26 protein-coding genes are annotated in these 25,555 nt (G+C 38.4%); 15 read left to right on the top strand and 11 right to left on the bottom strand.

Translation table 11 applies throughout. The features are described 5' to 3' along the window. Positions 1-12: 12 nt before the first annotated feature. Together HYV86_07555 and HYV86_07560 are read right to left on the bottom strand one after the other, a co-directional pair. A complete protein-coding gene (locus HYV86_07555) occupies positions 13-1,527 on the bottom strand; it encodes a hypothetical protein (GenBank protein MBI2573695.1) in 1,515 nt (504 codons plus the stop codon). Next, positions 1,527-1,868 carry an aspartate 1-decarboxylase gene (locus HYV86_07560; protein ID MBI2573696.1) on the bottom strand — a complete coding sequence of 114 codons (342 nt, stop codon included), beginning with the start codon at positions 1,866-1,868 and terminating at the stop codon, positions 1,527-1,529. Before HYV86_07560 ends, HYV86_07555 begins: the two co-directional genes overlap by 1 nt. Before the next feature lie 114 nt (positions 1,869-1,982). Here HYV86_07560 and HYV86_07565 point away from each other — a divergent pair, with 114 nt between their 5' ends. Further along, the gene (locus HYV86_07565; protein ID MBI2573697.1) at positions 1,983-3,890 is read left to right on the top strand and encodes a hypothetical protein; all 1,908 of its coding nucleotides are present in this window, start codon (positions 1,983-1,985) and stop codon (positions 3,888-3,890) included. Between the two features lie 20 nt (positions 3,891-3,910). On the opposite strand, the gene HYV86_07570 is transcribed toward HYV86_07565, so the two are convergent. The 3 genes from HYV86_07570 to HYV86_07580 all read right to left on the bottom strand — a co-directional run bounded on the left by HYV86_07570 (position 3,911) and on the right by HYV86_07580 (position 6,100). Then, complete coding sequence (locus HYV86_07570; protein ID MBI2573698.1) at positions 3,911-4,558, bottom strand: hypothetical protein; 648 nt, start codon at positions 4,556-4,558, stop codon at positions 3,911-3,913. A 27-nt stretch (positions 4,559-4,585) separates the two neighbouring features. Then, complete coding sequence (locus tag HYV86_07575; protein MBI2573699.1) at positions 4,586-5,233, bottom strand: hypothetical protein; 648 nt, start codon at positions 5,231-5,233, stop codon at positions 4,586-4,588. A gap of 66 nt (positions 5,234-5,299) precedes the next feature. Further along, positions 5,300-6,100: a hypothetical protein gene (locus tag HYV86_07580; protein MBI2573700.1), complete on the bottom strand. Its 801-nt coding sequence runs from the start codon at positions 6,098-6,100 to the stop codon at positions 5,300-5,302. A 210-nt stretch (positions 6,101-6,310) separates the two neighbouring features. Between HYV86_07580 and HYV86_07585 the strand changes: the two genes are divergently transcribed. The 3 genes from HYV86_07585 to HYV86_07595 all read left to right on the top strand — a co-directional run bounded on the left by HYV86_07585 (position 6,311) and on the right by HYV86_07595 (position 8,078). Next, positions 6,311-6,763, top strand: a complete 453-nt coding sequence (locus tag HYV86_07585; protein ID MBI2573701.1) for a 30S ribosomal protein S15 — start codon at positions 6,311-6,313, stop codon at positions 6,761-6,763. A gap of 119 nt (positions 6,764-6,882) precedes the next feature. Beyond that, positions 6,883-7,608, top strand: coding sequence for a glycosyltransferase family 2 protein (locus tag HYV86_07590; protein ID MBI2573702.1), 726 nt, complete (start codon positions 6,883-6,885; stop codon positions 7,606-7,608). A 2-nt stretch (positions 7,609-7,610) separates the two neighbouring features. Continuing rightward, on the top strand, positions 7,611-8,078 hold the full coding sequence (locus HYV86_07595) for a hypothetical protein (GenBank protein MBI2573703.1): 468 nt from the start codon (positions 7,611-7,613) through the stop codon (positions 8,076-8,078). 27 nt (positions 8,079-8,105) lie between these two features. Here the strand turns inward: HYV86_07595 and HYV86_07600 are convergent, their stop codons facing one another. Both HYV86_07600 and HYV86_07605 read right to left on the bottom strand, forming a co-directional pair. Then, positions 8,106-8,378 carry a winged helix DNA-binding protein gene (locus HYV86_07600; GenBank protein ID MBI2573704.1) on the bottom strand — a complete coding sequence of 91 codons (273 nt, stop codon included), beginning with the start codon at positions 8,376-8,378 and terminating at the stop codon, positions 8,106-8,108. Positions 8,379-8,522: 144 nt separating this feature from the next. Then, positions 8,523-8,858, bottom strand: coding sequence for a hypothetical protein (locus HYV86_07605; GenBank protein MBI2573705.1), 336 nt, complete (start codon positions 8,856-8,858; stop codon positions 8,523-8,525). A gap of 101 nt (positions 8,859-8,959) precedes the next feature. Here HYV86_07605 and HYV86_07610 point away from each other — a divergent pair, with 101 nt between their 5' ends. The 3 genes from HYV86_07610 (at position 8,960) to HYV86_07620 (ending at position 12,511) form a co-directional block, all read left to right on the top strand. After that, a complete protein-coding gene (locus HYV86_07610) occupies positions 8,960-10,825 on the top strand; it encodes an ATP-dependent DNA helicase (protein MBI2573706.1) in 1,866 nt (621 codons plus the stop codon). Between the two features lie 392 nt (positions 10,826-11,217). Further along, on the top strand, positions 11,218-12,108 hold the full coding sequence (locus HYV86_07615; GenBank protein MBI2573707.1) for a hypothetical protein: 891 nt from the start codon (positions 11,218-11,220) through the stop codon (positions 12,106-12,108). A gap of 97 nt (positions 12,109-12,205) precedes the next feature. Further along, positions 12,206-12,511, top strand: a complete 306-nt coding sequence (locus HYV86_07620; protein ID MBI2573708.1) for a hypothetical protein — start codon at positions 12,206-12,208, stop codon at positions 12,509-12,511. 72 nt (positions 12,512-12,583) lie between these two features. Here HYV86_07620 and HYV86_07625 read toward each other — a convergent pair whose 3' ends face one another. Beyond that, the gene (locus HYV86_07625) at positions 12,584-14,281 is read right to left on the bottom strand and encodes a hypothetical protein (protein MBI2573709.1); all 1,698 of its coding nucleotides are present in this window, start codon (positions 14,279-14,281) and stop codon (positions 12,584-12,586) included. Positions 14,282-14,392: 111 nt separating this feature from the next. Between HYV86_07625 and HYV86_07630 the strand changes: the two genes are divergently transcribed. The 3 genes from HYV86_07630 (at position 14,393) to HYV86_07640 (ending at position 16,836) form a co-directional block, all read left to right on the top strand. After that, positions 14,393-15,133, top strand: a complete 741-nt coding sequence (locus HYV86_07630; GenBank protein ID MBI2573710.1) for a hypothetical protein — start codon at positions 14,393-14,395, stop codon at positions 15,131-15,133. A gap of 163 nt (positions 15,134-15,296) precedes the next feature. Then, positions 15,297-16,364, top strand: a complete 1,068-nt coding sequence (locus HYV86_07635; protein ID MBI2573711.1) for an AAA family ATPase — start codon at positions 15,297-15,299, stop codon at positions 16,362-16,364. A 16-nt stretch (positions 16,365-16,380) separates the two neighbouring features. Next, entirely contained in the window at positions 16,381-16,836 is a 456-nt protein-coding gene (locus HYV86_07640; protein MBI2573712.1) for an NUDIX domain-containing protein, read from the top strand. A 17-nt stretch (positions 16,837-16,853) separates the two neighbouring features. Here HYV86_07640 and HYV86_07645 read toward each other — a convergent pair whose 3' ends face one another. Further along, positions 16,854-17,480, bottom strand: coding sequence for an NAD(P)H-hydrate epimerase (locus tag HYV86_07645; GenBank protein ID MBI2573713.1), 627 nt, complete (start codon positions 17,478-17,480; stop codon positions 16,854-16,856). 69 nt (positions 17,481-17,549) lie between these two features. Continuing rightward, positions 17,550-17,960, bottom strand: a complete 411-nt coding sequence (locus HYV86_07650) for a divergent PAP2 family protein (protein MBI2573714.1) — start codon at positions 17,958-17,960, stop codon at positions 17,550-17,552. 101 nt (positions 17,961-18,061) lie between these two features. Here HYV86_07650 and uppS point away from each other — a divergent pair, with 101 nt between their 5' ends. Then, positions 18,062-18,748 (top strand): di-trans,poly-cis-decaprenylcistransferase, encoded by a 687-nt coding sequence (gene uppS / locus HYV86_07655; GenBank protein ID MBI2573715.1) that lies wholly within the window; start codon positions 18,062-18,064, stop codon positions 18,746-18,748. 6 nt (positions 18,749-18,754) lie between these two features. On the opposite strand, the gene HYV86_07660 is transcribed toward uppS, so the two are convergent. Next, complete coding sequence (locus tag HYV86_07660; GenBank protein MBI2573716.1) at positions 18,755-20,062, bottom strand: DUF4263 domain-containing protein; 1,308 nt, start codon at positions 20,060-20,062, stop codon at positions 18,755-18,757. Between the two features lie 83 nt (positions 20,063-20,145). Between HYV86_07660 and mutL the strand changes: the two genes are divergently transcribed. The 4 genes from mutL to HYV86_07680 all read left to right on the top strand — a co-directional run bounded on the left by mutL (position 20,146) and on the right by HYV86_07680 (position 25,555). Beyond that, on the top strand, positions 20,146-21,954 hold the full coding sequence (gene mutL / locus HYV86_07665) for a DNA mismatch repair endonuclease MutL (protein ID MBI2573717.1): 1,809 nt from the start codon (positions 20,146-20,148) through the stop codon (positions 21,952-21,954). Positions 21,955-21,998: 44 nt separating this feature from the next. Beyond that, positions 21,999-22,829 carry an SPASM domain-containing protein gene (locus HYV86_07670; GenBank protein MBI2573718.1) on the top strand — a complete coding sequence of 277 codons (831 nt, stop codon included), beginning with the start codon at positions 21,999-22,001 and terminating at the stop codon, positions 22,827-22,829. Positions 22,830-22,932: 103 nt separating this feature from the next. After that, positions 22,933-23,565 carry a proteasome subunit beta gene (locus HYV86_07675; GenBank protein MBI2573719.1) on the top strand — a complete coding sequence of 211 codons (633 nt, stop codon included), beginning with the start codon at positions 22,933-22,935 and terminating at the stop codon, positions 23,563-23,565. 100 nt (positions 23,566-23,665) lie between these two features. After that, positions 23,666-25,555 carry a beta-CASP ribonuclease aCPSF1 gene (locus HYV86_07680; protein MBI2573720.1) on the top strand — a complete coding sequence of 630 codons (1,890 nt, stop codon included), beginning with the start codon at positions 23,666-23,668 and terminating at the stop codon, positions 25,553-25,555.

The raw sequence follows: 25,555 nt of genomic DNA on the forward strand, positions 1-25,555 counted from the left end.
TCAAAAATTAATCTATCCATGATATCTATTCTTAATTTTTGATTGATGGGGATAATCATCAAATCGATATAATGTGATAACTGGTGTTGCTAAATGTGCCATCTTATGGCATGTTGCTTTATATCCTTCATTCACCTCTTGAAGTGTTTTCATGACAAGTGTTTCGTATGTTTTTGTGAGAGCAGTTGAAACATTAACTCCCTTCTTAAGTTGAAATTCAATATGTAATTGCCTATTATGTTTAGCATCAAATTTAGTTGTAAACACAAATGCTCCTGATGTAGTTTGCGCAATTTGTTTGTTGCGATAAATACACTCTTCAATATTCTCTGGGTAAATCATAAAAGCATTAAATTTGAGAGGGCCATCTTTTCGTCCTTCAATAAAAAAGAATGGAAGAGGAAGCGTAATTGTATGATTAATATTAAACTGTTTCAACAACTTTTCCATTTGCCGATAAGAATAAGTCCCACCAATATCTTCTAAATTATATTTTATGACGGGTTGAGCAGCTTCAGGTAGAATTGTTGTAAACACTAACTCTCGATCTTTATTTGCAAAGACAAACAAATTTAGTGGATATTGAAAGAGCATAGGTGTTTCATCCACATCACCAAATATTGCCCGTCGAAACTCATGATTCGCATCAGCTAATTGACGAATAAAAACAGTATCGTCATTTTCAGTTCCACCAAGAATGCCAATGTCTGATGCACCAAAACCAGATCGCACTTTTGCTCCTCCTGCATTTTTATGAATATATGCTCGCCAACTTTCAGGAAAATCTTCTCCTCCTCCAATAAAATGAACCTTGTACTTTTTCCAATTGAATTTAAGAGAATTTGCATAATCCACAAAATCTTTGATGAATGGGGGATAACCCGTAATCAAGATTTGCTCAAACTTACTTCCAATATCATTAATTGTTTGTAAAATTTCATCTTTATCAGGACCAATATTAATCACTGGGTTATGTCGAGACGCAAACTCGTTAAAATTTAATCCCGTAACCCAACTTCCTAGAATAAATCCATTAATAATTAATGTTTTTTTGGTATTTACATTAAAATTAAGATCTAACCCTACACTAATTGCATTCTTTCCAAAGTCGTCTTCTGCATGTGATTTTGCCCAATAACATTGTCTCCCTGAATGACCTGAACTTTTTACAATCATACTAATATTATGATAATCTCCATCAATACACATTGTCGAGAGTTCTTTTGCGCTATATACGTAGCCATGCTTATTCGTTTCGGGAACTTTTGTTAAGAAATCCTGTTTTGTTTTAACACTGCGTGGATCAAAATTATGTTTTTCTAGAAAATGTTTGTAGTGAGGAATACGTTGCGCGTTAAGTTGAAACGAGTGGATAAGATAGCGTTCTTGTAATGTTTCAACAAACTCCGGTTCAAGATCAAGAAATTGTGCTTTGAATGCTTCGTAATCTTTGCCTTGCTTTTGCAACTGTTTATGCACCATAGAAAAAGGTAAATTTCTTATTAGTGCATGCTTAATACGTCCCATTATAAGTACCGTTCAAATTTATTTTTCTTGTCAACAAGAATACACTTTGGTTTAATAGGTTTGTTGGTAATCTCAAACGCCATTATAATTATTTCATGTCCTTTCTTAATCAAATGAGAGCACGCGCCATTCATGCAAATAACACCTGAGTTTTTCGGACCAGCAATGGTATATGTCTCGAGTCGAGCACCAGTGGTGTTGCTCGTTACCAGCACTTTTTCACCAGGCCAGATATTGGCTTTTTTGAGCAAGACTTCATCAATCGTGATACTGCCAATGTAATGCAGCTTTGCCTCAGTGACTGTAGCTTTATGGATTTTAGATTTAAGAACGATGCGCATGAAAATCAACCTCTCTTTACAAATAAGGGCCTTGTACTGTTAAAAACATTCTTCACTATTATTGGGGGGTGAAAGTTCAAAATATTTATATACCAGTCCCAATTTAACCATTTTATGCCTATTTTCAATGTGGGGGCTGCGCTAGCACCACGAGAGTCATTTGATGGACTTATCGAGAAATACGGTTCTCCCACGTTGAATGCTCCTCAAGTCGATATTGAGAATGCGGTAGCTCATCGAACATGGTTAGCATTAGCAAAATACGTTGAATTTCTCAACCCACAGTTCCTCAATGGCTTGTTTCAAGGAATAGAACTTCCTACTCAAGGGATGAGTATTGATGAACATGTTTTTCCTCCTACAGTTGATCGTGTTCTTTCCGCTCAAGCACGTCAAGCCTATGCTATTTTAGAACTGAACCCTCGTCATTTTGGCAGTGTCGAAACTCGACTTAAGTTATTTGACAATTTAGTCCGCACTACTAATGATCCTCTTGCATGTTTTAATGCAGGTCGTAGTGTTCGTGTTGTTCCAGATCTAAATCCTCTACGAGCCGGATTTCTTGACATCCAAAAAGGATTAGCAAAAGCATTTGGCGCTAATCCAGGCAAATTACTTGAAAGCAGACTCGAACCAGCTAATGCTGCGCTTAATAGATTTCTTAGCGTGAGTGGAGCAGGATATGGGGGCAATTACCTTAACATTCGTGTTGAATATTTCCCTGGTTGTGACATCTCTCCATTAGGTGATCAATATACTTTGGGTGTACTTGTTGCAGGATTGGAACAAATCGCAGCATATAAAAAATTAGAAATTCGCTGCATCCAATCACCATTTGATCCTCAGACAGAAAGACAAAAATTAGGGTTAGCTACTCGCGGCGTTGAGTATGACTTGAGTAATTATCATCAAACTAACGGCCCTGTTTTTATCTATCGTTTAGAATATCATGAAAAAGCAGAGTGGTTCAACCGTATCGGACGTGCCATCGTTGATTTTTCCCGACGTCATATCCCTTCTCGTCAATCAAAAGCAGTACTAACTTCGCAAGAAGCAGTAATGCGACTGTTAACCAGCGAAAGACAAGCAGACGAAGCGCGAGAAGCAGGATATAGGTCTACTCTTGCTGCCGCCGTTGCCCGTGCCGATGCCGCCGAAGCAGAAAGAGAAGCAGAATCCCAACGTAGTGCCGCATTAGAAGCGCAACTTGAAAATGCTCGTATGGTTGCACGTAACCAAGAAGTAGGGGAATATCTTCGCACTTCTATTCATGATATCATCAATGCGTTTAATGTAGTTCGAGCTGAATTAATCACTACGGGGGGAGCAGTATTAAAATCTCTATATTCTCCCGCGGAGGAAATTTTGCCTTCCAATCTTGTTGAAGATAAACGGTCATTGAGAGAAATTGTATCTCCATTATTAGAAGATTCTGTTGAAAGCATAGTCCGATCTTATGCATCCCATCTTGTAGATCAAGTTCAAGCAATAGATGAACAAGTTCTACGTCTTCGTCAGGTTATGAAACCAGAATCCGTTGCTCAAGTAACTGATGTTGCTTATGGTCAATCGATTGATCGTGTAATCAAAAAAGTAAGAACTCGGTTTCCTTCTGCAACTATTGAATACTCTTCCCCAGATGATTCACATACTGTAAGTGTTAATGGAAATTTATTGGAGATGGTTTTATTCAATTTAGTTAATAATGCCATAGAAGGCTGTGTTGAAAATGGTTATGACTCAAATCTTCGTATTCACTGTAGCACCCTAGATAGAGAGGACCATTATCGAGAGCGCATTATCATTTATCAGCAAGCTCCTATTCCTGAAAATATTTTAGGGGATCTTAACGCTGGGGTTGCCAAGAGTTCAAAAGGTGATAAAGGAAGTGCCGTAGGTGCTAGCAGCAGTCGTAAAATGGTGGTTGATGTGATGGGCGGAGATCTTCGTTGGCAAAGTCCAGTAAAAGCAGCAGGATATGGAGCAGCAACAGTTATAGAATTATATAGTAAAGATAAATAAAAAAAGAGAGAAATTAAAATTTAAATATCGTCTCCTTGTCCTTGTAGGCGATCTTCTAAATTTCTCACCCAACTAGGGTTAAGAATTCGGATCGGCGAATTAGGTAATGGATTTTTAGCAAGAAGTGCGTTATAATGTCGTTCTGCATCTTGCACCAGCTGTGCCACAGTTTGACCGTATGTCACTGTTCTGTCTGATCCTGGAACGCCATGTTTCTTGCGGTATGTTACATCAATCCCTTCGATACCTACTACTTTTCCAACGGCACGAGCTGGGTTTCCATTTGCGTCAAGAACTGTTCCTTCTTTCACTGCTCCGACATTCAAAATTCTCGTAGCATCAGTTGTAACAAATGAAAGTAAGTAAAGACCTAAACGAGTCTGTGACGGCTTATGTTTTTGTGACTCGTAGAGTTTTACTAATTCTGAACCTAATAAACGTGCTGCTTCAACACCATCTCCCATTCCAACTCTTCCTTGCGGATCAATATGGACATCATAAATAAACATTGAACCTGGTTGAATTGTTTGTATGAATTTTTCAGGATGATATGCATTAGCTAAAGGAAGGGGCACTACTCTAACATTTAATGGAGAAAGTGCTCTATCTGCATCCTCGACTCTTGCTGCTTCATTTTCTAACATATATACATTTTGTATTGTAGCCATATTAATCACCAATTGATTTCTATTACTTCAAACACTATCATCTGCTTTCATTCTATTCATCCATCCTGGATTACAGTAACGTAAATTCTGGGGTTCTTCTAATTTTCCTTCTCTGATCGCAGTATAAAATCGATCTAAATCTTCTGCAATTTCTCTAACGCCTACCTCATAAGGAACAACACTTCCATTTCGGTCAAACCCTTTTTGTCGGAAGAATACCTCTGCTCCAGCTAAATTTGCAACACGCCCATTCACAGGTGCATTTTTCCCATCTGGTAAACGACCAAGATAGTCGATTTCTGTTCCAGCAGGAGCATTAAAAATCGCATAAGGATTCGTAGTAACAAAAACTAACGCTAACGGAGAAATTCGTTCGTCAAAGATTGTTGGGTCGCGCGGGTCTTCTTCATATAATTTTTGGAGACGTCGCGTAATGCTCTCAGCAGCATCTAACCCCGTCACGCCATCGCCTTGTTCTATATGGTAATCAACAATGGCAATCCCTTTCCCAATAATACTTGACCCTAACAAAACCCGGGGATCATCTCTTACTGCACGCAGGTTATACGCTTCGATAGCCAAATCGCCGTGGCTTACAGTAGTTTGCAATCTCCTCACAAGATCTACATTATCTTCAAGAACACACAACCGATCTAAAGTTCGAAACGTTGACATTTACTACTGAAAAATAAGAAAAAAGTATATAAACACTTATATTCTATAAAATATAGGTTAAAAAATCTATTTCACACTAATCGTCACAACATCGCCATCAACACTGGCTCCTCGTGTTGTTCCTTCTAGTTTAAATACGGCATCCCCAGAACCAACAACCATTGAACCAGTGAAATAATACACTGCTGCTTTCTCGTTAACCAAATTATACGTTAACTTACCTCCTACCGAAAGAGTCCCATCACCAGCAGGCATTACCACATCTTTGAGAGCAACGTGACCAACATCTAATTTCTTAAATGTTAAATCAGAAATAACAATCTCCATATCTCTGCCTGACTCCAACGCAACACCATTCACACCAATGCGACGTGCTTTTCCTGCAAGAGATAATGAAGAGCCACTTAACACAAAGTCTCCTTCAAAATCGCCAATATCTAACGTAACACCCTGTAAATTATTCAACTCTAACCGATCATTATTAACTTGGATAGAGGTTGTTAAATCGTCAAACACTAATTCCATTTGTTTTACACTCACTTTCTTGGAAAGAGCAGGAACTTTATTAAACGACAACGTGACTGGAACATCACGAGTACCTCGTGAGACTTCTTGTTTAAACACTTTCTCTAAAGGATTATCATCAGTAGATACACTGCTAAATTCTTCTGCCTCTTGGCTATCACCAAATAATGTTGATCCTGATTTAGAAGGTGAACTCTCTTCAGATCTGGTATCACTTATGGCTCCACCGGTAATGGTTCCATCTTTGAACACAAACAGTAACGCTACCGCACCAAGCACAATGATACCCATTACTATGTAGAATTTGATATTGGAATCCTTTTTAGGATATTTATCGTACATTACTCACACACCTCTTTATAAATCAGAAAGTGTCTTTAATTTAATAAACTTTGTGGTTTCCCCTTTTATGACCATTAGGTTTTTAAATAAAGCCTACTCCCAAGCATTATTCGAGAGGTGCGTCGGTTAACGCTTACGCATACTTGGGAAAGTCTAGATATCAACTAGCATAACACTTCTCAGCTCGATCTAACATTAGGTGAACTAAACATGGCTCGTATGCATTCCCGCGCAAGAGGAAAAAGTGGAAGTAAACGCCCAATTAAACAAGTATCAACATGGGCTCCATATAAAGAAAGCGAAGTAGAAAAACTCGTTGTAAAATATGCTAAAACGGGAAAAACCAAAAGTGAAATTGGTATGATTCTTCGCGATAGTTATGGTATCCAAAGTGTTCATGCCCTTACTGGCAAACGCGTTGCGGATATTGTTGCAGAAAACAACTTAACCAAAAAACTTCCCGATGATGTCATGGCATTAATCAAACGCCTTATTGACATTCGCGCACACATGGACAAGAATAAGCAAGACATGACTGCCATTCGCGGTTTAACTCTTACTAATTCCAAAATCCGTCGATTGACCAAATATTACAAAGCGAAAGGAATTATGGCTCAAGATTGGCAACTCGACATGAATAAACTTAAGATCTATCTCGAATAGATCGTTTGTTTTTGATTTTTTTTCCATTTCTTCTCTTATTGCTCTTTCAACTTCTCTTTTTTTCCAAAATATTGTTCATCACCACAACCCATAAAAAGACTTACTTCTTCCATTAAAACATGCTTCCAAAAATTCTGATTGGTGTTCCTACCTTTGATGGGCAGAAATATTGTAAATTTCAATTCATTCAATCAATTCAATCATTAACCTATCTTAACGCCGATGTTTTAGTTGTTGACAATAGTGATCATGAGAACTATGCCAAAGAATTAGAACAAGTAAAAGTTCCCTATGGCAATCTCACTGTACTGCATCAAGCCCCCAAAGGCACACGTATCGAACGTATTATCCAAAATCGAAATACTATTCGCGCTTATTTTCTCGAGCACCATTATGACTTCCTACTTTTTTTAGATAGCGACGTCATGGCTCCCAAAGATGTTATCGAACAACTTATTGCGCTCAATAGCGATATTGCCTCTGGTCTTTATCTCACACGTCAACAAATTGCGCCGGGTAAATTTGATATTATCCCTACGGTCTATGTACCACATGGTAAAGACAGTGTGCAAACTCTTAGTCAAGAACAAGCAGTTTCAAAAGGCGCATTTGACATCCTTATTTGTGGTCTTGGTTGCACGCTTATTAAACGTCATGTCCTGTTTGCGCTTTCATTTCATCAATATAACTCTGAATCTTCTACTGGCAGCGAAGACGTTGCTTTCTGTTTAGATGCCAAGAAAAATAACTTTTCCATGAAAGCAACCAGCAACGTCTTATGTGATCATGTGGGAAAAGAACAGACTTTAACATTTAAACCCAGTTTTAGTTATTCGTTGATTTAGGTATGGGGTCTTCTCGTAGCAAAACGGATTATGTACTTGATCTTGCATATGGTGCAACTCGCTACCCTTGTGCTCTTCTCTTGCCTCATGTCTACGTTGGGCATTTTGCAAAAGACGAACGCGCAGAGCATCAAAAAATCTTTTTCGAGCAATTACTTGGTCTGAATTTTCATCGAACGCCTTGGCAATTGGTTTTTCCTGGTCAAACTGCCGGACTAATAAAGAGAATTCCACCTAGTTTAGATGGAATTAATGAGTATCATGTACGTTTCTACAACGATGGGGTCATCGATTGCGAACTTGAGGTGGATCGATTTAGTCGGAATCATTGGGCAGGTCCGCGTCAGCAGGGAGCAGAGCTTTTAGAAACGCTTCTCGAAGGAATGAATCATCTCCCGGCTCATACAAAAGATATAATTCAGACTCTCTTTGGAAGCAAGCATTATTCTGGTAATTGTGTCAGAAAATGAAAAGAAAACAAGAATAAAAAAACAAACTTACAACATTGTCCGAATACTTTCAATATTGGACGCAACATCTCTTCCCTTGCGGGTAAGTTCGAGTAATTTTAAACGTCCTTCTTTGCGGAAATTAATTAAATCTGCCTTTTGCATCTCTTGTAAGATCTTCACCACGTGAGAATATGTACAATCAATTTGTTTTGCAAGAACAGAAGCGTATACTCCAGCATTCGCGTTTTTCAACTCAACCAGCATCATCGCAGGTTTCTCTCTAAAAAATACATCAAAAATAGCTTTATTTCGTCCCAAATTGGCACCCCCAATCTATCCCACCACCTCGACAAGTTGGCTCGAAGAGGTATATTTAAACCTTTATTGATTCAAACAGTTATTTCGCAGGATATATGTTTTATAAAGCTTTTGTTATAAAAATGTAGGTCCCATTATGTTATTTTATCGACGAGAAAGTGCTGTTACAATTATTGCTTTAAAATTTTGTTCTAATTTTTCTATGTCGTTTAATGTAAATCCCTCTGTAATAATCTTACTTTTACCTCTTTGTAAATATAATTCAGCATTGGCAATATCTTGTTGTAATCGAATTAAGTTAGCCAAACCGACTCGTTTACATTCCTGCCACAAATTTTTGTATCGATTTTCAACATCAATAAAACTGCATTTTGTACCTCGTAAAGAAATTATTGCTTCAGCAAGACTCACTAACGCAATTTGGATATTTTTTGGTAATGTACTTATTTGTGCTTTTACTTGAATAATATCTAAAGACATTTCATTTTTCTAATTTATTTAGGTTATAAAGTTTCTTTGCCTCTCTGTGGGAGTAAAGCAGAACCAGAAGCCTTTTATCTAACACCTAATCCAATATCAAGATGGTTTCGCCTTTCGTCGAGAATTATTTTCCTCATTCAACTATTAGAGAAGGACAAAAAGAGCTTGTTGATGATATTGAAAATGCAATTAAAACACAAACTCCTCTTATAGCTCATGCCCCGACAGGATTGGGAAAGACCGCAAGTGCATTAAGTGTAGCTATTGCCTATGCTCTTAAAAACAAAAAACGCGTTTTTTTTGCTACCAATCGTCACACGCAGCACGCAATCGCATTAGATACAGTTCGCAAAATTGGACAAAAGATAGGCCAACCAATTATTTGTGCTGATTTAATGGGGAAGAAAAATATGTGCTCACAAGAAGTTGCTGACTTATTTCAAAGTGATTTTAGTGAATATTGTCGATCAATTGTTGAACGTGGTGAATGTTCTTATTATAACAAAGTCAAAGAAAAACAAGCACTCAGTGTAGAAGCGAAACATCTTGTTTCCACACTCAAACACGTTGCGCCATCAAGTTCAGAAAGTATCCTTAAAGCTGCAGCAAATCACGAAATGTGCGGATATGAAATTTCCATCGCTTTAGGAAAAGATGCTCAAGTGATTATTGGTGACTATAATTATCTTTTTAATAGTTTCATTCAGTCTTCGTTGTTTGGCAAAATCGGACTAACCTTAGAAGATACTATCATTATTGTTGATGAAGGGCACAACATTCCTTCTCGGGTTATGGATATGATGAGTTCATCTCTTTCTATTACCCAACTTAAATATGCTATTCAAGAATCTCAAAAATTTGGTTTTCGTGGTCTTGTATCTTGGATTAGTGAGATTGAACGAATCATAAATTCATTAGCAGCATTTGAAAATGATCAAAAGGAAAAGAAAGTGAATAAACAAGATCTTCTTACTCCTCTTACTAAACTAATTGATTATGACTCCTTGCTTGAACAACTTGAGACTGCTGCTGATGAAGTCCGCAAAAAACAGCGTAAATCTTTTCTTGGAGGAATTGTCCAATTTCTTCAATCGTGGAGCGGCAGCGAAGAAGGCTATGCGCGCGTCCTTATTGAAAAATCAGGATTTAATGGATCTGTGCTTACTCTTCAGTATCTCTGTCTTGATCCGAGTATTGTCACCAAAGATATTTTTGACCAAGCATATGCTACAGTTATCATGAGTGGCACTCTCAAACCTCTCTTTATGTATAAAGATCTGTTAGGTATTCCTAAAGCAGCCGTAAAAGAATATGCTTCCCCTTTTCCGGCAGATAATAAATTAAGTATTATTATTCCTCAAACCAGTACCAAATATAGTTTACGCAGTGAAGCGATGTTTACCTCCATTGGTCAGATCTGTGCAACTATTTCAAAACAAATTCCAGGAAATGTAGCTCTCTTTTTTCCATCCTATGATCTTCGTGATCGTATCGCAACACATATTCACACATCTAAACGTCTGCTCTATGAAAAACCAACCATGTCAAAAGAAGAAAAAGAACAATTTTTGGCGACATTTCATTCCCTTCGCCGAGAAGGCGCAGTTTTGTTAGGTGTAGCCGGAGCCAATTTTGCCGAAGGAGTTGATTTTCCTGGCGATTTACTCAACGGCGTTGTGGTTGTAGGCATTCCTCTTTCTCGTCCTGATATTCGTACCCAAGAACTCATAACCTATTATGATCGTAAGTTTGGCAAAGGGTTTGACTATGGGTATGTTTACCCTGCTATCAATAAATGTCTTCAAAGTGCTGGTCGGTGTATTCGGTCCGAAACAGACCGTGGCGTTGTCATTTATCTTGATGAACGATTTGCCCACCAACAGTATTTTTCTTGTTTTCCTCGAGAAAGGCTTCTTGTTACTAAAGATTTTGAGAAACATTTAAGCTTGTTTTTTGCTTCAAAGTAAGAGATCTACTCATTTTTTTGCCTATTGCCTAAAATACGTATATTATAGCAGTCTCAACTAGTATACAAAAGAGTAACATTTATATACGTGGTAGCCTATTCCGGTTCTGGGAAAAAGAGGTGATAATTTTTTTCCTGTCGGGAAGTTAGTCTTCGTATGAAGACCTCGTCCTTAGTTTCAAGGGGCTCCTTTAGAGATTCTACCACCCTCACCCCCTCTTTGGAGCCCCATTTTCTCTTTTCTCTGTAAGATTCTTAGTCAACATTTTCTTCGATCAAAAGGTGTAACAAAGACAAAAATGAGCCTTTTCACCCCTATGTTATATATGTAGTATATGCCTAATTCCAAAGAATAGAGAAAAGCTTAAAAGAAAGTGACTTTCAATTTAGGATATGGATCAATATCAACGCAGCGGAGAAACTTTTCAATTAGTAGGGTATGCTGTTCATGCTCCTCTAGATTCTGATGCTTCACCTGCTGACTCCGCTGAAATAGTATCTGCTGTTCGTGCAATTCTTGGTGATGAAACTTTTCGACGTGTTCGGGCTGGTTTTCGAACTAATAGTGATGGTATTGATATTCATCGCGTTTCTGCTCCGGATGCAGAAAATTCTGTTTTTGCTTTATATGCGACTGCTCAACAAATGAAGTCAGCAATTAATCTTTTAAGATCATTTGATAACGATGATTACCTTCGTTTTGTTGTTCAACCTGATGGGTCTATTCAAGGGCCAAGGCTTCACAGAGACCTAGTTACTTCTTATCTTGCTCAACCAATCTCTTACTTACTTCCGGCTCAAACGACATCCCTAGTTACTCAATCAACTTCTTCCTCTTCCGCAGTACCATCTCTAGAAACAGTAGTTGAAGCGGCACCCCCTAAAATTACTTTGTCTAAGCCGGTTTTAGAAGATGAATCACCACAAAAGTTGGTTTTATTGAACCATGGCAACGTAAGACATTTAGCACGAGCATTTAATGAAGCATTACAAGCAGCAGGTTATAAGTCAAGAGGAACATTGGAATATCATGATGGTCATGTAAGGGTTGTAGCAATACCTGATGGTTTACAACTATCTGTAGAAGTGTATGGTTTAGGAGAAACAAGTCTTCATGATGTGGTTATACCTCACTTAGAAACTCATTTTGCTCCTTTTGGAGATGGAGCTCAATATGCGTTACGTAGGTCTGTTCAAGATCGTTATGCTACTAATTCTAGGGATAAATCTATTGATGTACTTTTCCAAGCTCCAGAAATAAGACGAACTCGGCCTCGTCTTTAATCCTTGCTCAAAAACCAAAATTTTTTCTTATTTTTCATATACTTACTATATTCTTAATAGCTAAAACATATATAATTAACAGTTCACACTATATTCTATGAAAATAGCATCTCGCTGCATTGATTGTGATGACGTCATCACTAACCCTATTTGTCCTGATTGTTTAACTCTTCAAATGAAACAAATGGTGGGCGAATATGATCCTGTTCTTGCAACCCAGATTGACTCAATCCGCATTGACGGTGCAACCTCCTGCATCTCTTGTGGAGAGGGTATGGGTTTATGTGCACATTGTTTTAGTAAAGACATCTATCTTCAAGTCAAAGAAGTCAATCCTATCATTGCCAAAGAATTCCTTGCCAGATTTGATTTCGACCTAAGAAAAAGAATAACTTTCTTCTGAACTATTTTTTTTCTCTATCACTCTCTCTCTCTCTCTCTCTCTAAGAAAAATAAATTATATCTCATTTAACACTTAACTCACTAAATTACACTGTTGTGCAATATCAGTTACAGAAATCTCAAAGCGTACACCTGGTGAATTGGGTAAAGTAATTGTTTTACTCGTCTCCCCTTCTCCAAGAGCAACAACGGATTCTTCCAGAATTTCCCTTCCTCTTTTTTTGGTAATTAAAATGGGGACTTTTGCCGGTTCGGTATTACAATAATCAGCACCACGAAGAATTTCCCATTCAATCCCTCCTGCAGCAGTGTAATCTCCACCACCAATTCCTAAATCATATTCATGTCCATCATTCGTTTTAATGTGAACTTTTTTAAGATTACATTTCAAATCACAATTTGACTCTTCATACAAGTCCGATAATGCCATGCATCCGCCATTTACACAATAATTGCCTCGAATACATTGGGTATTATCGGTGCATTTTTCTGCGTCACTTGCAGCTCTATTTAATTCTCTACCTTCATTAAAATCGCATAACTGATTATTATTTGCATCTAAACAACAACCCACTTTAGAAGGCATATGGGGTGGCAAACACAAAAATTGAATTTTATATCCATCTTCGGAAGATTCATTTGCGGATACATTAAAGAAAATAGCTCGTCCTGCATTTGCTCCATTAAACATGAAGATGACTCCTACTATAATCAAAATTGCAAACATTCCAATATAAGCTGCTTTTGCCGGAGCAGCTTTTTCCTTGCGTCCTGTGCTTTTCTTACTTGTTGTTTGACCACTTGCCTCTAAATAGTGTTGATAATTCTGCTTCATTGTTTCTTTATACGCAGCTTCAATTTGATCTTCTGGCCATCCTGCAGCAAGTAATGTTTGTTTAATTTGAGGGTATTTTCTCCCTTGACGTACATGGCCTGTAATATATTCTACAATTTCAGAATTTGCTGTATCTGCTGATGAAGTTGTTTTCTTCTGATCTTTGGTAGCAAAATAATATACTGCCATACCTATGCTTATAACGAGTAAAATAAAGAATATGGTTGTAATTGTACTAGTAAACTCTTCTTCTTTTGCAACTTTCTCTTCTACTGTATCAAGATCTTTATTTGTTTCTCCAAGGTTAGTTTGTAATCCTGCTAAACCTGTTGAGACTCCTGTAATCTTTTTACTCAACCCTTCCTGGGCCTGATTAAGATCCATTTGGATACGATCTACATCATTACGAAGCACGGCAACTTGAGGTGTAAATGCGCTTTGTCCTTCTTGAAGAGATGCAACCATCTGTTCCAAAGTTGCCAACCTTGTTTGAATTGCCGCAGAATCTTGACCCATGGTGGCAAGTTGTGCTTGCAACTCCTCATATTTTTCCTGTGCTTGTTGTGCTTGAAGCTGTGCAGCAAGTTCTTCTCGATTTGGTTCTTGAGCAATAGGTTCAGCTACAACATCATCTTGGACAACTGGATCTTGTTGTGAACAAGTATTATCCTCACTACAAACACAAGTATAATCATAATTTTCATCATCAAATTGGTCACAAAAAGAACAATCACTATCTATACGACAGACTTGCCGTAGCGTACACGTATGAGTCACTGGGCTGCAAATAGTGTCCACATTATACTCTGCTTCCCATGCGCTACAATCTTGGTCACGAACGCAAGAATAACTAGGTCCGGTATCAATTTCTGAGTGTACTAGTATAGCACAAAGTAGAATTAGTACTAGTCCAACTGTTAATAATCTATTTTTCATCCTCTTTTACTAACCTGAAGGTTCTTTTTTCCATTTATATACTTTTGCCTTCCTTGCCGACTTCTAATTTCAAAACCAATATAAACCCTTCAATTCTTTCTTTCCTTGCTTATGGCTCTCAACATCGTCAAGCTTGGTGGTTCCGTTATTAATCCTGATGGGAAGTATGATCTCGCTGCGATCGCCCGTTTCATTAACACGACGCAGCAATCCAAAGATAAATTCATCTTCATAGTGGGTGGAGGTAAACTCTGTCGTTTTGTTCAAACCGCCTCTAAACCATTTCTTGAACAAGCTCTTCATCAACAAGAATCAGTAAGTCTTGCCAATGATGAATTAGGAATCGCCGTTACCAAGATAAATGCACGTTTTCTTCTAGAACAATTTCAAAAAGTGTTAGGTTCGCAAGTTCACCCTCAAATCATCCTTGACCCTAGTCGCAAAGTATCCAGTACTGCCCGTATCTTTTTTGCCTGCGGTTGGAAACCGGGCTGCAGTACGGATCATGACATGATGTTACTCGCCAACGCATTCAGAGCCACGCGTGTGTTTAAAATTAGTAATTTTACAATTGTGAAAGATATTGCTCCTGCAACACTTGCCTCATTAAGTCCTGAAAAACAAAAAGAAGCTCTTACCAAAGCCCAAGATCTCCCCTCCATGACTTGGAAAAAATTAGAAAGTTTGATTGGCAAAAATTGGTCTGCAGGAATGAATACACCATTTGATCCCCACGCTACTCAACTAGGATTAAAACTATCAAAGACGTTGACACTCTACATCGGTCAACAAGAAGAATTCTTCCGATTCATGAAAGAAGGTAAGTTTAAAGGCACCGTGGTGAAAAGATAATTTTTCTAATTGTGGCATATTCGCCGTAGTTAAAATAGAACCTAGAAATTCTAAACCCGTCGAATTCGATGGGGTTAAAATCTAAAAGGGTCGATTTCGACCCCTTTGACACATCCAACAACAAGCCTAAATCTATTTAAACCAAAACTTTCTCCTTCCCTCCATGTCTCTCTTCAAAGATATGCTCAAATCGGGCGAATCAGTGTTTCGCGACACTGTTCCACTCAATTTTGATTTTCAACCTAAAGTGGTCTTTGCCAGAGAAAATGAGCAACAGCGTTTTGCCATCGCCATTCGACCTTTATTTGAAAATCATAACGGCCGTAATGTCTTTGTTTATGGGCCACCTGGCGTAGGGAAAACCACTGCGTGTAAACATGTTCTAAGAGAATTAGAAGAGACCACAGATGATATCATCCCTATGTATATCAACTGTTGGAAAGAAAATTCTACCTACAAGATTTTCTTTAAGTTATGTGAAGATCTAGGCTATAAATTCATTCAGAGCAAAAAGACTCCTGAACTGTGGGCAATGATCATGCAACGCTTGAACAAAAAGAGTGTTGTGTTTATTTTTGATGAAATTGACAAACTTGAAGATACAGACTTTCTCTATACTATCCTTGAAGACATTTATCGCAAATCCATTTTTCTCATCACAAATTATCGTGATTCCTACAGTGAGATGGATGAACGCATTAGAAGCCGCCTCAATCCTGAGTTTCTTCATTTTCCTCCCTACACAGAAACGGAAATTGGTAAAATTCTAGAACAACGTAAGGAATATGCCTTCGTACCTGGATGTTGGGACGATGATGCATTCAAAGAGATTGTCGAGCATTGCTCTGAAGACAAAGATGTGCGTGTTGGTCTCTATCTCATGCGTGAAACTGGAAACATTGCTGAAGAGAAAAGTTCGCGTAAAATTACCTGTCTTCATGTTGCTGCAGCCATTGCCAAAGCCCAAGAATTTCAAATCAAATCAAAAGAATCTCTTGAAGAGGATCTCCAAGTCATTCTCGAAATCATTAAAGACAACAATGGTAAAAAAATTGGTGAAATTTTCACATCATATCAACAGATGGGCGGAGAACTCAGTTACAAAAGCTTTCAACGTCGAATTTTACGCTTGCAGGATGGGCGATATATCAATACAGAAAAAGTAACTGGAACCGAAGGCAATACCACTATTGTTCATTTTGCCTCACACAAAAAATTAACTGATTTCTAAATCCCTAAATCAAACCATGGCCGCCGAACCAAAAATCAGTGCACATGAATCATCCGCAGGGATTATACTCTATCGCCTGCTTAACAAAAAACGAGAATACCTTCTTCTACAATATCATTATACTACTTCTTATTGGGGGCTGTGCAAAGGACGTATTGAACAAAATGAAGATCCTGAACAGACAGCACTGCGCGAAGCAGCAGAAGAAACAAGTTACACCAAGATCGAACTCCACTCTCGCTTTCGAGAAAAAACCTCTTACTTCTTTCTTCGGGAGGGGAAGTACATCTCTAAAAGCGTACTCTGGTTTTGCGGCAAGGTGTTGGATACTCACGATGGCAAAGTGTCATTTGAACACACCAAGCTCATCTGGCTACCATACGAAAAAGCAATTGAGAAATTAACCTATGACAATGATAAAAGAATGGTGCAAGAAGCAGAAGAGTTTTTGAAAAATTTTGAAAAGAAATGAACAACAGTTCTAAATTCTTATCCTTTCTGTCCCAACCCAATATCCACCACAATAATCTTGGCATTATACTTCTCCAACCCAGGTTTAGTGTCATGAAACGTAAACACAGTGTCTACATCACAGATTTTATTTGCGACATCTCCGGTATCTGGATGAAGTCCTGAGGGTACATCTAGTGATATTTTCTCCCCAGGTATAGAATTAAAAAAATCAATGCCCCAACTTACAGGTTCACGTATATCTCCCTCAATACCAATTCCAAGCATTGCATCAACTAAGATTAATTGGTGTTTTGGTTGAAAATGAATCTTCTCTAAATCTTCTTTATTTTTAATAGGAACAATTGTTGCTTTTTGCCAAATTGCATCGTATTCTTTGAGTGCTTCAGGAGTTAACTTTATTTTCTCACCAAAAAACAAAACCACTACGGGCACAGTCTCAAGTAAATAACGCGCAAGAGCAAATCCGTCTCCCCCATTGTTTCCTTGACCTGCAAAAATAATCACTCGTTTTCCTTCAACTTCATGGTGAATAGTTAATAGGTGTGCAACTTCGCGCCCCACATTATCCATAAGATCTTTCGCAAAGACTCCTTGCTTCTGCGCTTCTCGTTCAAGCTTGCGTAATTGAGCAACTGTGATCATACGCCATCAAGAGACGTGTTGCTATAAAAAGATTTAGCATCAAAAGTCTATGCAGAATAATCAATGCTATTATCCCAAATAGTAAACCAACAACGGCACCACAAATCCAATCAATGAACCAACAGCTACTTGGGCAGGCGTGTGTCCCATGGCAAAATGAGTTTCTTTATGTAATTTTAATTTCTTAAGAATGGTTGTGATCATCACGCCTTCTTCTCCTACGGTACGACGTACACCAAACGCATCCCGAATCACAATCATTGCCAGAACAAGGGTAATTGCAAACGCCGTTGACGCTCCCTCATCAAGATAAATACTTGTGGAGAGGGCAACCACAAACGCCGAATGCGAGGAGGGCATACCTCCAGTAACAACAATATCTTTCACATTAAGACTCTTGTGCTGAAAGAAATAGAGAATCAACTTAAGCAGCTGCGCGCCAAAGCCAGCAAGTAACGTTGCAAGTAAGACGAAATTCATAGACTGAATCATTCTTTCCTGATTTAAATAAATGCGTTTTCATTCCAACGTAGAGACGAGTCATCCATAAATTATTTAAGGTGAGAAAGAAAGAGTCACTCATGCCCAAAAGTTATCACGTTGGAATCATTCTTGATGGCAATCGCCGCTTTGCACAAAAAAACCAAAAGCCAACACTTGAAGGTCATAAGCTCGGTGCACAAAACGTAAAAAAACTCATTCTAGAATGGGCACCTGCCTGTAACATCAACCAGCTGACTCTCTATGCGTTTTCTATGCAGAACTTTCAGCGTTCCAAAGAAGAAGTATCCTATCTCTTCAGTTTGTTTCGTTCATTTACGCAGGAGCTACTCAAGTCAAAAGAATTTCATGATCGGGACGTTCGCATCCGTTTCTGTGGTCGTCTGTATCTCTTTCCTAAACCATTGCAAACAATTATGCATAAACTCATGGAGAAGACCAAGAACAACACTGGTCTGGTAGTCAATTTGTGTATGGCGTATGGTGGCAAAGAAGAAATTATTGATGCTGTCAAAGACATTGTTACACAAAAGATTCCCGCTTCCAAGATCGATGAGAAACTCTTTGCGTCGCATCTCTATCTAGCTGATGAACCAGATCTCATCATCCGCACCGGTGGCGACCAACGCACTTCTAACTTTTTAATCTGGCAGTCATGGTATAGTGAGTGGTTCTTTGTCAAAAAAACTTGGCCTGAATTTAGTGAAAAAGATTTGAAGAAAATCATTAAAGACTTTGAAGAACGACAGAGACGGTTTGGGAAGTGAAACTGATCAATCTAAGTTATCGATGTTTTTAGCTAGTGCATTTAATCCTCTTAACAGATCATCATAAGTGTAAAAAGATACTTCCCCCAGATTCCTTGATTTAAACTCTCTTAGTTTCTCCTGTTCATAATCTTTTTCACAACCCATAATCAGAACACCTTTAACTCGGTTTATATCTTCTACTTTTAGATTACCTATTCCTTTTAGAACGGCTGATTTTTCATCACTTACTAAGTGAATCCAATTGTTCACTTGATCTAGTGCGTGTTGCATTTCTCTCTTTGTTTCACCATTTTTCTTCATTATTTGGAATGAAGGTTTTTCAATTTCTATAAGAAGAAGATCTTTCCTGTTTGTTACTATACAAAAGTCAGTTTTATACTTACTCAAGATAGGCATTTTGTTATAAATCATCTCTGGCGAAAAAAGACTTAGTATTAATGTATTCCTTTCAATAAATTTTTGAACTTCTTCTTCTCCAGGGTTACTTTCTATTAATAGTTTAAATGCATCAATTATTTTAATTATTGAAGCTTTTGTATAATAATTCTGTGCAGATATAATTTTTTGACTGCCATTTTTGACTTTTCCTAATAAAGCGTGAAAGTTTTCACGTATGTATTTGAGACTAAATGAAGAATTCCTACACTTACAAGAGAAAATATCTGGTAAATCCTCAAACCAGATATCTCCTTTTTCCTCAAATACTTTATCTCTCTCTAAACCTACATAAATCTTAAGTTCTGCTTTGCAGTTTTTACAACCAAGTTGAATTGCTATTTTCTTTGAGATGGCGGGGTCAGCTTTTAGAGCAGCAATCCTCTCTTTACTTAAGGGGGGAACTTTTTGATAATGAAAAGTAACTGACCCGATTGGGATTTTTTCACCATCTTGTTCTAAAAAAATATTAAGTGTCGTCGGTTCGGATAAAATTATATCCTTCTCGAAGTCGCAGAGGAAAAGCGACCAACCCGTAGTTAAATCTCGAACTTTAATTGAAAAAGTATTTCCCCTATCAACGTTTAAATTTCTTTTATTGATTCCTTGTTCGTGATATTTTAAAGACATTTTTTGAATTAGAAGTCCGTTCTGATCCAAAAATTCTAGATTTGTATCTTTTAAATTTTTAACGTCATAAATCGCGAATACTAATTTTTTAAATTCTTTAAGATTTATAGGAAAGATGAGACAAAAACAGTTAGAGTTAATACCTATTAAATTGTGGTACCAACTTCTATAATCTCCCTCTCTAATCGACTCTCCTTTCTCACACAAACCTAAGAAAGCTACTCTGGGAATAATATTACTGCTCATAAACCCATTTAATAGATTGAGCTTAAATATGTTTCTTCGCTGTCACCATAATCAATATAAACCTCCTTCTCTGCAAAACAACCATGCCTACAATTCATGTTCTTAGCGAAGACGTCATCAATAAAATTGCAGCAGGCGAAGTTATTGAACGGCCTGCATCCGTAGTCAAAGAGTTAGTAGAAAACTCCATCGATGCTGGTGCAACCAAAATCACGGTTGACATTGAAAATGTAGGCAGAGATCTCATCTGCATCACTGACAATGGGTCAGGTATGAATTCAGAAGATGCAAAACTCTCCATCATTCGACATGCAACGAGTAAGTTAAGTACAGCAGACGATCTTTTCAACATTCAATCGCTTGGATTTCGTGGAGAAGCTCTCGCTTCTATTGCTGCTGTAAGTACTCTTTCCATTTCGACAAAACAAAAGAAAAACATCGAAGGCTACATGATCACCATTCGTGGTGGTACGATTCAAAAAGAAGGTTCATGTGCTCACGAGCAAGGCACAACTATTGAAGTAAAATCACTTTTTTTCAATACACCGGCGCGTCTCAAATTTCTCAAAACCGATGCCGTGGAATTGCGCCATATCATTGATGTAGTAACCCAATATGCATTGATTCATCCCGAAATCTCTTTCACTCTTACTCACAATAACTCCTCTCTTATCGAGGCACCTAAAGTCGAAGATCTACGCCAACGCATTGCGTTTCTCTATGGTGTATCAATAGCCAAAGATTTAGTACCTATTCAAACCAAGGGTGATGGCTTTACTCTAAACGGTTTTTTAGGCACACCAATGCAATCACGTAATGACAAAGCGCAACAGGCTTTGTATGTTAACAAACGCTGGATTAAGAATACTGATTTACGTGATGCTGTGTATGAAGGATATCATTCGATGTTGTTTCATGGTAAACATCCGATCTTTGTGTTAGACATCGAACTCGATGCTCAACGTATTGATGTTAATATCCATCCCCAGAAATCAGAGATCAAAATCGAACAGCGTGATGAGATTTGCAGTGCGATTACGCAAGCGGTTAAACACGCACTTTCAACGAATAATCTTATTCCTGATGTGACGCCACGGTTTGAAAATGTTAGTGGATTTTCTAAACCAAGCAAGTACTCATTTGAAAAAGCAACGCAACAAGTATTGCCGATTGAGAGAGAAGAAAGAACACGATCAATTCCACAAGTAAAAGAAAGTGCCGCAGTCTATCAACAAGACTCAGACTCTTCCTCTGCTCCTAGTTCCATTAGCAATTTTCCATTTACCTCATCTCCTGCTGAGTTTCATTCTTCTCTTCCTACAATGCGTTTGTTAGGTCAAATTCACAAAACATTCTTTGTTGCCGAAAGTGATGGTGGAGCATATTTTATCGATCAACATGCGGCACACGAACGAGTACTCTACGAGGAATTGATGGGCGATCTCACTTTGGGTCAAATTGCACCGCAAGTATTGCTTCAAGCAGCAGTAATCGATCTCGCCCCACGGGATGTTCCCATTGTGACACAGCATCTTTCTTTCTTACATCAGCTTGGTTTTACACTCGAATCATTTGGAACCAATAGTTTTTCACTCAAAACGCTTCCGAGTATCTTTGGTCGACAGCAACCTAAAGAACTCTTTGCTGACATGTTGGGCATTCTGCAAGAAGAAGGGAAAAACACGTTGGAGAAACTACGTGAAACTATTCTCACTCGTATGGCTTGTCGTGCTGCCGTGATGGCGGGTGATCCAGTCACCATCCCCGAAATGGAATTGATCCTACATCAACTTTCTCAAACCCAACATCCCTATACCTGTCCCCATGGCCGTCCAACGGTGATTAGAGTGAGCGCAGAAGAGCTCGAGAAGAAGTTTAAAAGGAAAGGGTAAAAGTGTCTCAAGTTTTTTAAAGAGACTATTCAAGATCAGATTGTATGGTTTTTTCATTAATGCCGTTATTTGACCGCTATGTTCCTGCCGAGTTGCGTTCTAACATAAAAGAAGCATACCGAGCTTTTGAATATTTTCGCGAACGAACACGCCATCCTTTTGAAGAACGCTTTTCTCAAATTGAGATTGAAACCAATACTAATTGCAATCGCGCATGCCGTATTTGTCCTGTACGTTCCGCACCTCGTCGAGGGGGATTGATGGAAGATAGTCTCTACGCAACTCTTTTAGATCAACTTGAAGAGATGGATTATCGAGGTCGTCTTGCACCATTATTTTATAATGAACCATTTCTAGATTCACGTCTTGCTAATCTGATGGCGAAAGCAAGAGAAAAGCTTCCTCTTGCGGAGATCCTAGTCTATACTAACGGCTCATTGGCAACCGCTCAGAATCTAGCAGAATTAGTTGAAGCAGGTGTTGATGGTATCATTATTAGTCAGTATCAAGATAATGTGGGACGAGATGATGCCCGCCCACTCCTAAAAAGTTTAGATCCAAAAATACGACGACATGTACGTTATAGGATATTAACAGAAGAAGATCCTCTTTCTAATAGGGGTGGTCTAGTAAGAGTACGTAATCCAACGGGAAAAAATGTCTGTTTTCAGGCCTCTACCAATGCCATTGTTGATTATCGTGGTAATGTGGTATTGTGTTGTAATGATTATCAGACAACACATGTTTTTGGTAACATAAAAAATGCTTCAATAGTAGAAATTTGGAATAAGAAAGAGTTTAAACAGGTCCGAGCTGAACTGCGGCGAGGCATATTTGAATGGGAGATGTGCAAAGAATGCGCTGGAGAGAAGTGAGTATTTTAATCTCCGCCCCAACTTTCCTTTACGAAATCTTTATAAATCCCCCTCCCTCATTAGATCCAAATAAGAGGATGAGACAGATTTCTCGGAGTCGACTATGACTACTGAACAACTAAAAACAGGTACAACTACATTAGGAATTGTTTGTAAAGATGGTATTGTTCTTGCTGCTGATAAGCGTGCAACCGCTGGTACCATGATCGTTGACAAACGTGCTGATAAAGTCCATATTCTTTCTGATAATTTCGCCGCTACAATTGCTGGAAGTGTTTCCGAAGCTCAATTAATCATCAAACTTATTCGCGCAGAACTCAAACTCAAAGAGATGCGTACATTAAAATCTCCTACAGTCAAAGAAGCAGCAAATTTACTTGGTGGAATGCTCTATGCAAGTCTACGCCGTATGAGTATGTTTCCTGCCGTTGCTCATTTTGTCCTTGCAGGACGAGATAGCACTGGTCTTCATCTCTATGATCTTTTTCCTGATGGCAGTGTTACTCATGTTCCTGATTATATCTCCTCTGGATCTGGTTCCGTGTTTGCCTACGGAGTTCTCGAAACACAGTACAGAAAAGATATGTCAACCGCAGAAGGTGTCAAACTCGCAGTGAAAGCAGTCAATACTGCTCTTAACCGCGATAGTGCTTCAGGAAATGGTATAGATGTTATTATAGTCACTGAAAAAGAAATTAAGCGTGTTATGCAAAAAGAAGTTGAGGTTACTCTCTAAGTTTCTTATTTCTTCTTTTATAGTATACATTGCTAATATTAACTTTCACAATTAGAATTAAATTTAAATTAGATTAACGTAATTTACTAAAGGTGCACATATGGCCGATATTTTAAAAGAAGTAATTAAAGTTTTACCAGAAGGAACTATTGCTGATGCCGCATTTGAAGGGGCAAACATTGTTCTTTATACTAAAAATAAAGAGTACTTCCGCGACAATGAAGGAACTATTCGTAAAGCCGTTTCAGAGTTTAAGAAGCGTATCGAACTTCGCCCTGATCCCTCTCTTTGCATCGATCAAGAAATCGCCAAAAAAGAAATCGCGAAAATTATTCCTGAAGAAGCAGGTATTAAAGAGTTCATCTTCGACCCTCCTCGTTCTCAAGTCATAATTCACGCTGAAAAACCAGGTCTTGTAATTGGTAAACAAGGAGAACTTCTCCGTGACGTCGCCAATAAAACATTTTGGATCCCTCACATCAAACGTGTTCCTCCTATCCGTTCCAAAGTTATTGAAAACATTCGTTCTGTTCTCTATGAAAATGCAGCCGAACGTAAAAAATTTCTCGATCGTACTGGTCATCGTATTTATGATGGTTGGTTGCGTGAGAAAAAACATGAATGGGTTAGGCTCTCCTGCTTAGGAGCTGCTCGCCAAGTCGGTCGCGCCTGTTTCTTACTCCAAACTCCTGAATCAAGAGTTTTACTAGATTGTGGTATTGATCCGGGAGAAGAAGGTCCAGAAACCTACCCTTATCTTGATGCGCCAGAATTTAACATCAGTGAAATCGATGCTGTTATTATTGCTCACTCCCATCTCGATCATTCCGGTCTCGTTCCCTATCTATTCAAATATGGTTATCAAGGTCCAGTATATTGTACATATCCTACTCGCGATGTAATGGCTCTTCTTCAACTTGATATGATTAAAATACAACGCAATGAAGGAAAAGAACCAATCTACACCAGTGATGAAGTGCGTCAAATGGTGCTTCATAGCATTTGTTTAGATTTTGATGAAGTCGCTGATATTACACCTGATGTACGATTAACCTTTTACAACTCCGGTCATATCCTTGGCAGTGCTATCGTTCATCTCAATATTGGCAACGGTCTGCACAACTTTGTTTATACTGGCGATATAAAGTATGCTCGTACCAATGTTTTAGAACCTGCCAACACACAATTTCCTCGTGTTGAGACATTGATGATTGAATCAACCTATGGTGGTAAAGACAACACTATGAATGAACAAGAAGCAGATGAGTACATGGTTAAAATCATTCGCGATACATTTGCGCGAGGTGGTAAAGTTCTCTTACCTGTTCTTGGTTCAGGTCGAACACAAGAAATCATGGTTATTGTTGAACGTGCTATGCGCGAAAAATTAATTCCTGAGGCGCCAGTCTATATTGATGGGATGCTCTGGGATATCACGGCTATTCACACTGCTTATCCAGAATATCTCAGCCGCAATCTTCGTCAACAAATATTTCATCAAGAAAATAATCCTTTCTTATCCCCTATTTTCAAGCCAATTGGTTCACCAAAAGAACGTCAAGCAGTCTTAGAAAGTGAAGAATCTTGCATTATCATGGCAACCTCAGGAATGCTTACTGGTGGGCCATCTATGGAATACTTTAGGGAATTATGTTCCAATCCAAAACATACTTTGATCTTTACTTGTTACCAAGCTCCCGGCAGCTTTGGCCATCGCGTTCGTGAAGGTGAACGTGAAATTGGTTTCTCCCAAGCAGGGAAACAAGTCGTCAAAGAAGTTAAAATGGAAGTTCAAAAAGTAGAGATCACTAACCATTCCGATCGCCGACAATTGCTTAATTATGTAAAGAGATGTAATCCCCAGCCGCGCAAAATCATTGTTGTCAATGGAGAGAGTTCGCGATGCCTTGATTTTGCAAGTTCAATTCACAAAACATTCCGAATAGAAACGGTGGCTCCAAAGAATTTAGAAGTAATACGGATACGTTAA

This window comes from Candidatus Woesearchaeota archaeon, assembly GCA_016188115.1.
Taxonomy (GTDB): domain Archaea; phylum Nanobdellota; class Nanobdellia; order Woesearchaeales; family GW2011-AR9; genus JACPIK01.